The sequence below is a fragment of the Tsukamurella pseudospumae genome (assembly GCF_001575195.1).
In the GTDB taxonomy this organism is placed as follows: domain Bacteria; phylum Actinomycetota; class Actinomycetes; order Mycobacteriales; family Mycobacteriaceae; genus Tsukamurella; species Tsukamurella pseudospumae.
Window position 1 is genome coordinate 1 of the sequence record NZ_LSRF01000020.1, and the last position, 9,869, is coordinate 9,869.

Annotated in this window: 12 protein-coding genes and 2 pseudogenes; 3 read left to right on the forward strand and 11 right to left on the reverse strand. The window is 62.6% G+C overall.

What is annotated here, in order from left to right:
- Positions 1-94 precede the first annotated feature (94 nt).
- A pseudogene (locus AXK60_RS09760) lies at positions 95-489 on the reverse strand (transposase); the annotation flags it as partial.
- 120 nt (positions 490-609) lie between these two features.
- Between AXK60_RS09760 and AXK60_RS09765 the strand changes: the two are divergent.
- Positions 610-1,083, forward strand: coding sequence for a hypothetical protein (locus AXK60_RS09765; protein WP_068570962.1), 474 nt, complete (start codon positions 610-612; stop codon positions 1,081-1,083).
- 253 nt (positions 1,084-1,336) lie between these two features.
- Here AXK60_RS09765 and AXK60_RS25760 read toward each other — a convergent pair whose 3' ends face one another.
- The 5 genes from AXK60_RS25760 to AXK60_RS09790 form a co-directional block, all read right to left on the reverse strand.
- On the reverse strand, positions 1,337-1,987 hold the full coding sequence (locus AXK60_RS25760; protein ID WP_082777939.1) for a DUF4241 domain-containing protein: 651 nt from the start codon (positions 1,985-1,987) through the stop codon (positions 1,337-1,339).
- Positions 1,988-1,997: 10 nt separating this feature from the next.
- The gene (locus AXK60_RS09775) at positions 1,998-2,609 is read right to left on the reverse strand and encodes a recombinase family protein (protein ID WP_068570964.1); all 612 of its coding nucleotides are present in this window, start codon (positions 2,607-2,609) and stop codon (positions 1,998-2,000) included.
- A 69-nt stretch (positions 2,610-2,678) separates the two neighbouring features.
- The gene (locus tag AXK60_RS26335; protein WP_139057854.1) at positions 2,679-3,074 is read right to left on the reverse strand and encodes a hypothetical protein; all 396 of its coding nucleotides are present in this window, start codon (positions 3,072-3,074) and stop codon (positions 2,679-2,681) included.
- Between the two features lie 303 nt (positions 3,075-3,377).
- A complete protein-coding gene (locus AXK60_RS09785) occupies positions 3,378-3,890 on the reverse strand; it encodes a hypothetical protein (protein WP_068570966.1) in 513 nt (170 codons plus the stop codon).
- Entirely contained in the window at positions 3,887-4,171 is a 285-nt protein-coding gene (locus AXK60_RS09790; protein ID WP_068570967.1) for a hypothetical protein, read from the reverse strand. The genes AXK60_RS09785 and AXK60_RS09790 overlap by 4 nt, the downstream gene beginning before the upstream one ends.
- A gap of 228 nt (positions 4,172-4,399) precedes the next feature.
- Here AXK60_RS09790 and AXK60_RS26340 point away from each other — a divergent pair, with 228 nt between their 5' ends.
- Positions 4,400-4,582: a hypothetical protein gene (locus AXK60_RS26340; RefSeq protein ID WP_139057855.1), complete on the forward strand. Its 183-nt coding sequence runs from the start codon at positions 4,400-4,402 to the stop codon at positions 4,580-4,582.
- 2,442 nt (positions 4,583-7,024) lie between these two features.
- Positions 7,025-7,603, forward strand: coding sequence for a hypothetical protein (locus AXK60_RS09795; RefSeq protein ID WP_068570968.1), 579 nt, complete (start codon positions 7,025-7,027; stop codon positions 7,601-7,603).
- 276 nt (positions 7,604-7,879) lie between these two features.
- Here AXK60_RS09795 and AXK60_RS09800 read toward each other — a convergent pair whose 3' ends face one another.
- The 5 genes and pseudogenes from AXK60_RS09800 to AXK60_RS27930 all read right to left on the reverse strand — a co-directional run.
- Positions 7,880-8,158, reverse strand: a complete 279-nt coding sequence (locus tag AXK60_RS09800; RefSeq protein WP_068570969.1) for a hypothetical protein — start codon at positions 8,156-8,158, stop codon at positions 7,880-7,882.
- 80 nt (positions 8,159-8,238) lie between these two features.
- Complete coding sequence (locus AXK60_RS26910; RefSeq protein ID WP_175399979.1) at positions 8,239-8,412, reverse strand: hypothetical protein; 174 nt, start codon at positions 8,410-8,412, stop codon at positions 8,239-8,241.
- Between the two features lie 355 nt (positions 8,413-8,767).
- Positions 8,768-9,190: a hypothetical protein gene (locus AXK60_RS26345; RefSeq protein WP_139057856.1), complete on the reverse strand. Its 423-nt coding sequence runs from the start codon at positions 9,188-9,190 to the stop codon at positions 8,768-8,770.
- On the reverse strand, positions 9,151-9,753 hold the full coding sequence (locus AXK60_RS09810; protein ID WP_425315211.1) for an IS5 family transposase: 603 nt from the start codon (positions 9,751-9,753) through the stop codon (positions 9,151-9,153). Before AXK60_RS09810 ends, AXK60_RS26345 begins: the two co-directional genes overlap by 40 nt.
- Positions 9,668-9,869 (reverse strand): annotated as a pseudogene (locus AXK60_RS27930) (hypothetical protein); the annotation flags it as partial. The gene AXK60_RS09810 and the pseudogene AXK60_RS27930, both read right to left, overlap by 86 nt.

Sequence of the window (9,869 nt, forward strand, 5' to 3'; positions counted from 1 at the left end):
CGGTGAACCGTTCCTTCGTCCTCGCATCATGAATCATGTTGATCACCAACGCATCCCGGTAGTCACGGGCAGAAGACCCGCGGGAGATCCAGTCGTAGTACGTCGACGGGGCGAACGGGCAGCCGTACTCAGTGAGCACGGCGCACATCGACTCGACACCCCACAGCAGGCCATCAGCTCCCACCCGGTCACCCAGGTGGGAGCTGATGAAGTCGACGATCAGCGGTGTGGCCGGTCGAGCTCGGCCGCGAAGAAACCCGCCGCGGCCTTCAAGATCCCGTTCGCCCGCTTCAGCTCCGCCACTTCACGTTTGAGTGCACGAACCTGCTCCGACTCGGCCGTGGACACCCCCGGCTTCGCGCCCCGGTCCACCTCCGCCTGCCGCACCCACTTACGCAGCGTCTCCGGTGTCGTGATGTTCAGCAACTGCGCGACATGCACGATCGCCGCGTACTCCGACGGATGCTCATCACGCGCATCCTCGACCATCTCCAACGCCCGAGCCTTCAGCTCCGGCGTGTACTTCGACGTTCCCATCGTTGGATCCTCTCTCAAGCAAACACAGAGAGTCTCCGGACACACCGGGGCGGATCAACTGACGGGGTTCCCGTGGGTAAGGTCGTTGCCGTCCTTGCCACGGCGAACACCGCCACCCTCGACGGCAGCATCCCTTTCGCTAACGGGAGCCAGTTCTCCATTCCTGTGATCAAGCTGTCGCCCGAGGTGGCGAAGTCCGCTCATGCGGTGGTGAAGAGTATCGGTCCCACACTGTCCAACACCCAGGGCGAGTACCTCGCTCCGTCCACGAAGGGGAAGTGGGTGACGGTGGATGTGCTCACTGCCATCCCCGTGATGCCCAAGCCGCTTCCCGAGGGTGAGGGCACGTTCGGTGTCCGCGCGATCAGCACAGAGAGCTACGACATCGGCGCTCCTGGCGACACCGGTGCACCGCTCCTACAGGACGGGGCACTACGAGCCGTGGTGAACTCCGAGGACGGCGCATACTCGCTCTTCGAGATTCGCAAGTCCCTGGGACAGGTTCCCGACGCACACGGGCTCAAGGTGTCGAGTCTCAGGAAATAGTCGCCACTCGCGTCGCTTGACCACGCAGATGTGACACCTTCCGTCGTGACACCACATCTGACACCCTGCGAGCTGTGCCGACCGTCGAGTCGAATCGGACACTGGTGGGTGTCCGCAATCTGTACATCGGACACCCGCCCTGATGTCCGATTCCGCGAGGCGGTCGGCGCAGGTGGTCGGGTGTCACATCTGGTGTCACACGCGGGGGTGTCATATCCCAGCGGCGTGTGGGGTGGGACGCCCTTGGAGGGGGCTACTTCTCCTCGTGGGGTATGTCTCCGAGCACCTGTAGGTCGATGTGGATTCCGTTGACGTTTCCTTCTGCGTCGTAGGACTCGATGATCGGGTAGAAGCCGTCGCCCCAGCCTGAGTGGCAGAGGATCATGTTTAGCTGAGGTGACGTGCCTGGGAGTTCTACGTTGGCTACTCCTTGGAAGTAGTGGGACGGATCATCCATGCGGGCTTCCCAGTGGTCGCTGAGGGTGTACCAGTCATCGTTCTCGGGGGTGAATGTCACGGCGGAGGCGTCCGCGAACGAGACTGTGGCGGCGTCAACTACTGCACCGTATACCTGTCCCTCATCGAGGGGGGCTCCGCCGATCTTGATCGCAGTGTCGATCCGTGCGATTGGAGAGTCCGTGAACATAAGGCTCAGGTACGCCATGCGCAAATGACTGCCGTCGCCGTGTTTCGATACGTCTGCGGTGGTCACGTAAACGGGATGCTGACCGTTCGGTGCCGTGAACGTGGAAGCCGAGTTCAGGTACGGTCCAGGGTCGCATCCGCAGACTGCGCCAGAAAGCACCGTCAGCTCTCCGACCTGGACTGTCTTGACAGGTATCTCCTTCCCAGACTCGGGTGCGGAGCCATTCAGCATCAGGTATGTCGGATTGGGATATGCCATACCGCTGAACTTAACTCACCCCGCCGCCCTCCACGCGGTGCTCGGCGAGCACACGGAAGACCGTGCTGCGCGAGACCCCGAACAGCGCCATGAGCGCGGACACGGGCTCGCCCGTCGCGCGCAGGCGTACGAGCTGCGCCTGCTCGGTCGCGGACAGCTTCGGCGGGCGGGTCGCGGGGAGTCCACGTGCGCGGCGGGCGTCACGACTGGCGGCGCGCCGTTCTCGCCCCAGCTCAAGTTCTAGCTCGGCGATGCTGGCGAGCACCGAGGCGATCATGCGTCCCGCCGCTGTGGACGTGTCGATGCCTTCCCGCAGGCTCCGCAGTGTGATGCCGCGCGCAGACAGTTCAGCGATGGTGCTCGACACCTCCGCGACGGACCGTCCCAGCCGATCAATGCCCGCCACCACGATCATATCGCCTGCGCGGGCGTAGTCGAGTAGCGCTACGAGTCCAGGGCGTTCGGTTCCTGCCTTGCCGCTGAGGCGGTCGCCAAACATGCGCTCCTTCGGCACGCCGTACTCGATCAGCGCGTCCTCCTGCTGATCGAGCACCTGCGAGGTCGTCGATACGCGGACGTAGCCGAGCATGTGCGGGGTCGCGGCGGTGGTCTCAGTTCCCATGCGTCCCAGTGTGGGACGAGGCGACCGTATGCTCGGCGCTCGCGCTGTCATGTCCCGTGGTCCGCGAAGCTATGTCCTACTGTTCCGTTGTCGGCGAATCCGCCGCCGTTCTCGGAGTCCGCGAGCTTGCAGCACGCCGAGCCATATCGAACCAGCGGTGAACGCCGCTCCTACCAGGACGTAGACGGGCTCAACGACACGGTTGTGCGCTTCCTGCTGGTCGAGGTTGCGGTATTTGCGGTTGGGTGGGTTCGACACTCCATCGGCAATCAGCTTCTCTGTCCCCTTCGACCCCACCTGGCACACGTCCGATACCGTCATCGTCTTGAGGTCACACGTCGCGGGCTCGTGGATGGTGACGATGCCGAGCCAGATGGCGAACACGCCCATGATCAGGCAGATGGGCGTCGCGATGAGCAGCTTGACCGACAGGTCTGGTGATTCGCCTGACGAGTGCTTGCCCATGTCGGAATCCTAGGTCGGGGTTGTCAGGCTTCGAGGAGACGAGCGGGCGCATCAAAGAGACGGCAGGTCCACCACGAAGTAGCTGGTGCCGCCGACCGCTCCCGAGGTGCAGTGGTCCGCGTACTCTTGCGCTTCCTTGCGGGTGGGGAATCGGCGTGCGCGGTTCTCCCACGGACCCCACGGGCGGTCCCCTTCGCAGTCACAGTGGTAGAGAGTGCGCCCGTCGCGGAGTTTGACCACGACTGCCCACGCACGGGTGGAGGGTGCCTTACGGCTGGTGGTTTTGCGTTGTCTGGACATCGGTCAGCGTCGCCCAGGTCGGTCGTTCACATACTGGGTGAACAGCCCCCACAGTATGAATCCGATGATCGCGCCAAGGAGACACCCGAGTTCGATCCATGAGTTCGACTGAGCGCGACCCGCGAGGATGATCCCGATGAATGCGGGGAGTCCGCCGATATTCATCCAGATCGCCAGCCATCGCGTGGTGGCGGGTTCGTTGCGATACATGAACGCGAACCACATCAGCAGCGCCTTCGTGCGGCGCTTCCACGTCGGTGTTGGCGCAGGGCTGTTCGAGTAGTCCGACGCGGCGTCCCGAGCTTGCCGTGCCTCCCTCCCGTGCGCGTACTCGACGACTGCGTTGACGAAGCCCTCGGCGGAGCCAGGCACCCGTGTGTAGTCCACGGGCTCCCACACCCTGATGATGAAGTGGGCTAGCGCTTCGGGGTCTGCACCTTTGAGGAGTCGCGGGTCGAGGTATTCCTTGTGCTCGTCGGTGAGGGTGAACGGGATCGGTTCGACCTTCTCCCTCATGCCGACTCCCTGGTAGCCCGCATCGTGATCCGCTTCTGCGCTCGCAGCATTTGCGAGGTGAGCAGGATTGTCAGGAGTAAGGTCGCCGCTGCGCGAAGCACGTTCGGAGCCCAGTTCAGCGGCAGCGCCATCATGATCCAAGTCGCAACCGCAAGGCTCACACCCCAGCGGAGCCAGTCGAGGAGAGCGTCGCCTACGGCTGTGATCACCGTGCGCGAGGAACGCGATTCCTGGGAGCGTGCCGTCCACCACTGCACAGTCTCCATGATCTGCACGGTCACGAGCGCCGCTAACGCAACTGCAACCGCTTGCGCTGCGAACGGGGGAAGCCCACCGACGCGAGGGCTGATCCACTGGGTGACAACGACGCCTACAACGAGACACGGAACTAGGACCAGGAGATAGGCAACCTTCCTGAGCCGATGCATAACTGTGAGGCTCTCGCATAGATGTAGTCAGATGAACTCGATAAGTAGACGGGCGCATCGGTAGTGCGGCATAGTCGAGCCGTGAATACTCGGGCTGTTCTCGGCGCATGCCTGGTGGTCGCAACCTTCCTGTTCGTGCCCGTCTGTGTCCTGGTACTCGATGCACCTACTCCCTGGTGGCAGTTGATCACGGCTGCGGCGGTGAGTCTCTACGGCGCGTGGCTGGTGCAGACCAGCGGCGGCGAGGATGGAGAGAAGGCATGAAAACACTGTTTCTTGCCCTGCTGTTCGGAGTCCTCACCGCGTGGTTCGTTGTAGAGCTGTTGGTCGATGGGCTGAGTGTGTGGGACTGGCTCGCCTTCGCGATGCTCGTCGTGGGGTGGTCTGGACTTGCGCGCACGGTGCTGGGCGGACGAAAGCGGTCAGCACCTCGGGCTGACTGACATGCCCCCGCGCTCCGCCTACCCCGCGAGACCGTCATCTCATATCCTGGGATGAGCGCGGGCGGTGGGTCACCTTCTCCTCCCCGATCCCGCCCGAGAGGGCGCCCACGAGCCCGTCCGTGTACGGCACCCCATCGAATGAGCGCCGCCCGTCCTGTGATCGGACGGGCGGCGCGTCCCGTTTGCGGGGCGTCGGAACGTCTGCGTTCGCTCTATGCGCTGGGCGCTGCGGGATGTCTCTGCGAGGTTGCGGGACACCGCTTCACTCTGGTGCTACCGTCCAGGTATTCACGTTGTCGAGCTATAGGTGCACGATGTCAGATACCGAGCCAAGTGCGAAACTGCGGATCGCATTCGCGTGCAGGTCCGTGCCGCCGTCGGGCGGCAGACGCAAGCCGACTCCGCCCGAGCCTGAGCCGCCGAAGCTGCACCGCTGGCGCAAGCTGATCTACGCTGCGATCCTACCTCTGCTCGTGACCACGCTCTCGTTCAGCGCAGGTCCCGTGATGGCGGTATGTCCGCCAGGAGCGACTACCTGTATTCCTGGTCCGCAGCCGACTCAAGGTGGTCAACCTACGCAGGGCGGTGTCCCAACGACGGCTCCGCAGGCTCCGACGACCACGGTTCCTGGGTATACCCCGCCTGATACGCCGAGTGCACCGACGCAGGGTAATGGCGGCTTCCAGGGCACCGTGATGCCGATGCCCACGGTGTCTACCTCTCCTGATAGTTGCATCATGAACTGCACGCCGACTCAGGCTCCTACCCTCACGCAGGCTCCGACGACAGCGCAGCAGCCGCCGACGACGGGGCAGAGCCCGCCGACAACGGGCGCGCAGACGAACAATCGTGAGGCATCGGTGGCTGAGCCTTCGCGCAGCTCTACTTCGGACTGTCGAGTCAACTCGAACCCTGTTACCGTAAACGCGACTGGTCCGATGGCGGATGACATCAAGGCGGCTGTGAACGTGTGGCGGGCGGTGGGTGCGAAGATCGAGGTGGTAGATGGTCCCGCCAACACATCGATCACATTCGCTCCCTCGAATGATATCTGGGACGGTGAGTATGTTCCGCCGTCGCGGGCGATTCACGTAAACACTTCGAGGGCTGCATCTTCGGCTCAGAGGGTTCGTGTTTTGGTGCACGAGTTGGGGCATGCGCTCGGACTAGCAGACGGCGCTACCCCGTTCATGAGCGGGGCTGTCGGCACGCCCACGGCAGATGACATCTCGGCGATAGCGGCGCTTCCGGCGTGTGGAACGGGCACGCGAGGCGGTGATCCACAATTCTGTCTGGTCAAGTACACGAACGGCGGATGTGTTGGTGGATCAATTGTGGGCGGCGATAAGGGAATCCCAGAGGTGAAGGTTCCAGATGATTACATCTACGATCCGAAGTGTGAGCAGCTTCAAGGTTCTGGGCAAAGCTGTTTCGCGTATTCGCTAAAGCATGACTACTGCTCGGGTTCGCCCGATCAGTTTCCCTCCCTTGGCGCGAACGCGAATTTTAGTGGACCGTGTGCCCGTCACGATATGTGTCTTGATGGGTACGGTACGAAACAAACTGGAAAGACTGGGAAGGATCTATGGACCTTCTGTAACGGGCAGCTCTATTCGAATTTGGTGCAAAATTGTAGGTTTATGTACGGACTGACTGATCCGAGGTTGGCGGTGTGCACGAAGACAGCGCGTGTATATTGGGACGTAGTGACCGCGAATGGTATCTACGACATTCTATTCGGGGCGCCAAAATGATGAACAAGCGGAAGTGTGCAGTGGTGACTGTGGGGCTAGGCGCGCTCCTTTCTGTGTCAGGATGTGTTGGTCCGTATTCGCCCCCTGAACCGAGTCGGCTGGTTTCGACGCAGTCGACGTGGATTCGTCCGTCGATGACAGCGCCTGAGATGATATCGATTCAGCTTATTGATGCGTTGAATCGAGCGGACAGGAATAGCCTTCTCGAACTGACGTGCGGTGTCCTCCACTCGCAATTTGCCCGCCAGTCAGAGGAGGAGTTTCGCGCTGCACAGCAGGATTCGTTCCGTGAACGTGGGAACGGAGCGGTCCGAAGGATGACGGACAATCTGTTGTCGAATAACGGCGCTAGCGTCACTGCGCGCGTGGCTGTTAGATACGATAAGCATGCAGCGGGTATGGACTCAGATAACACCGTTATCTACTTCGGTCGTTGGGAGAAGTCGAACGATAAATGGCGGATCTGCGATTTCGTAGCGGAGACGCGATAGCCCCAGCACGGCGCCGCGATGACCGACTTCGAAATCGTGATCACGCAGCTCACGCTCCAGAGGGGCATGATGAAGATTCGTACCTCTGCTGTCGCACTGGTTCTCATCTCGATCCTGGTTAGCGCGTGTGGAGCTTCCGTCGAGCCGTCAGGATCAACCTCCTCGTCGCCTTCGGCGTCTCCATGTGACCGTGCGAGTGACGAGTTGCTTCGGAACTACTCAGCTATCAGCGCGAATTCGATGGACAGTCTGACCAGTGTGATCGTGCTCGGGCAGGCGGAGGGAGTGAAGGCGATCCAGACGGCGCAGAACTACCCGTCTACGGAGTTCGGTATTCGATCTTCGGCTGCGATCCGTGGACAGCTTCCGAGTGGCTTCCGTGGACCTACGTACGGAACCACGCAGTGCCCGATGCCTGGGTTCCCAGAGATTGCGGAGGGAATATGGGCGGCGTACTTCCTCGGTGAGGCTGACAATCGTCTGCAAGTTGTCGGGGCGGTAGCCCTGGACAAGGCGGACATTGACCAGTACCTCGCGAAACCGCGTGTGATCACTCCGAAGATGCAGAAGCTGCTCACCGACATCGGCGGCAAGTAGTTGCTCTGTCGTGGTTGACCTGCGGCGGTGATCCACCACTCGTCGGGGTCTCAGCGAGGTCGGTCTGGCGCGTTGCGCGACCAAGCCCCGAGTCGTCGCCAGGTCCACACGGTCAAGCCCCACAGTGCTATCGCCGCGACTATCCACACCAGCTCACCACCGCCGAATGCCCCCGCTGTGGCGAGCAGTGCGAACGTGCCGACGCTGGTGGTGAGCGATGCCTGGAGTTGTTCGCGTCGTATCCAGGGGACTGTGCGCTTCATGCTGTGTCGCCTGCTAGTTCTTGTGGTCCCAGTCGCACGTGAGCTGCTCTCCCGACTGAACGCAGTCAACCGTGTATTCCACCTTTGGCTTTCCCTCGCGGTCGATGAGGTTTGAATAGGTCTTCGTGATGGTGGTCAGACGCGGTTCAGGGTCGCCGCTCCACGGATGCCAGCTCATCAGTCCGCCAAGCAGCAGAGCGAGGGCAACGATGATCGCTGCGAGCACGTTGGATTGCTGTGGAGCACTCGCGGGCGAGGTCGAGTCGGGCGTGTAGGGCGACGAGTCGGACATGACGGCAGCGTATCAACCCTCCGTGATCGCGAACCGTATTTGGGTGGGCAGCCCAGGTGCCTGACCCACAATAGGCTGGTTCACCTGCGCGTATCGAGTCCCCGCGATAGGTCATCGAGCCACTTCGAGGCGTTGCCTGCACCCCTGATCGTGAGGGTGCCGTCGGGTGTCCGCCACAGGTCGCCGATATGCACGGTCACGCCGAGCTGTTCCGCTTGCTCGATCACTTCGCGCTCGCCATCTGCCCAATCCATCGGTGATCACCTCCCGTGTCCATGCTCGGTGAGAGGGACCACTGAGCACCAGCGACGACGCGCAAGGTCAGTGTCCGCCCTTGTGCGGAACAGGGACCCCAGCCCGACGAAGCGCGGCTGCTGCGTTGCGCAGCGAGCGCCAGTCGCTCGGGGTCGCGGGCATCGTGATCGGTGGTGCGTCCACGTCGGGAGGCGGAATCAATCGCGGATGGATGCGGCGTGCTCGATGCTGGACTGTCCAGCCGTGTTCCCTTGCTAGACGGATTAATTCGCGTGCGTTCATGCCGTCCAGCGTCGCCCGAGGCGGGCTTGGTGTGGTGACGGTCAGCGTCACGTCCCGATGGGCTGACCGTGACTACTTCGCGGCAGGGAAGATGCCGAGCTGATCCCACGCCTGTTCCCAGCGGATCACGCGATGGGTCTCGATTCGATGGTGCGTGCTGTCGTCGTTGTCTCGGCGGTGCCCGCCGTGATCGTCGAGGTACTGCTGATGGCGGGCGTGGATGTCGTTCGCGATCCACCAGGCGGGGACTACATAGTAGGTCGGTTGGTCGTCGGAGAAGTCGACGAGAATCCAGTATTCGTCCACGACGGCGGGTTCTGTCTGGGGCGATCCCTCGGCGGTCGAGGTCTGCCAGTCGCCCGATGTTCGGTACTTGACCCGCAGCTTGATCTTGCGAGTCTCTTGGGCGTTGCTCGCATCGACGCCGACCTGACTGCCCGATATGTCGAGGGTGGCTAGGGCGTGTCTCCCAATAGTCGTGACCATCGCAAGCATGCTTGGAGCACGACCCCGGCCCGGTAGGTGATGGCGAGTTTGTCGTAGCGGGTGGCCAGTCCGCGCCATTGCTTGGTGTCGTTGAATGATCTCTCAACTACGTTGCGGCCCTTGTAGGTATCGGTGTCGAATGTCGGTGGCCGACCACCCGCGGCGCCCTTGCGGCGGCGGGCGTCGATCTCGGTGACCTTCTGCGGAATGACTGCCTTGATACCCCGGCCGGCGAGCATCCGCCGGTTCACGCCACTGGTGTAGGCCCGGTCGGCGACGACCGCGTCCGGGCGAGTGCGGGGACGCCCAGCCCCGCATCTCGGTACCCGAATATCGGCGAGGATCTCGGTGAGCATGGCGCCGTCGTTGCGCTGTCCGCCGGTGACGACCACCGCGAGCGGACGCCCCTGACCGTCGACTGCTGCGTGGATCTTGGTGGTCAGGCCTCCCCGCGAACGGCCGATCCCGTGGCCGGCCGGTTCACGATCACCGCCGAGCGGACTCGCGACGAACCCGGGTGGAGGATTTGTGTGATTCGACCGGGCCCCCTGTGTCCTGATCAGGGCGAACAGTGTTCGTCGCGTGCTGATGCGCACGGTTGATCGTGGCGTCCACCGACACCGCCGTCCAATCGATCTTGCCCGCCGCATCGGCGTCGGCGAGGAGCGCGGCCAGAACCTTGTCCCAG

What these genes read in the sequence shown, in the direction of transcription:
- AXK60_RS25760 (WP_082777939.1), bottom strand. Translation starts at nt 1,987, where the DNA reads ATGGCATATCCCAATCCGACATACCTGATGCTGAATGGCTCCGCACCC.
- AXK60_RS09775 (WP_068570964.1), bottom strand. Translation starts at nt 2,609, where the DNA reads ATGGGAACTGAGACCACCGCCGCGACCCCGCACATGCTCGGCTACGTC.
- AXK60_RS26335 (WP_139057854.1), bottom strand. Translation starts at nt 3,074, where the DNA reads ATGGGCAAGCACTCGTCAGGCGAATCACCAGACCTGTCGGTCAAGCTG.
- AXK60_RS09785 (WP_068570966.1), bottom strand. Translation starts at nt 3,890, where the DNA reads ATGAGGGAGAAGGTCGAACCGATCCCGTTCACCCTCACCGACGAGCAC.
- AXK60_RS09795 (WP_068570968.1), top strand. Translation starts at nt 7,025, where the DNA reads ATGACCGACTTCGAAATCGTGATCACGCAGCTCACGCTCCAGAGGGGC.
- AXK60_RS09800 (WP_068570969.1), bottom strand. Translation starts at nt 8,158, where the DNA reads ATGTCCGACTCGTCGCCCTACACGCCCGACTCGACCTCGCCCGCGAGT.
- AXK60_RS26910 (WP_175399979.1), bottom strand. Translation starts at nt 8,412, where the DNA reads ATGGATTGGGCAGATGGCGAGCGCGAAGTGATCGAGCAAGCGGAACAG.
- AXK60_RS26345 (WP_139057856.1), bottom strand. Translation starts at nt 9,190, where the DNA reads ATGCTTGCGATGGTCACGACTATTGGGAGACACGCCCTAGCCACCCTC.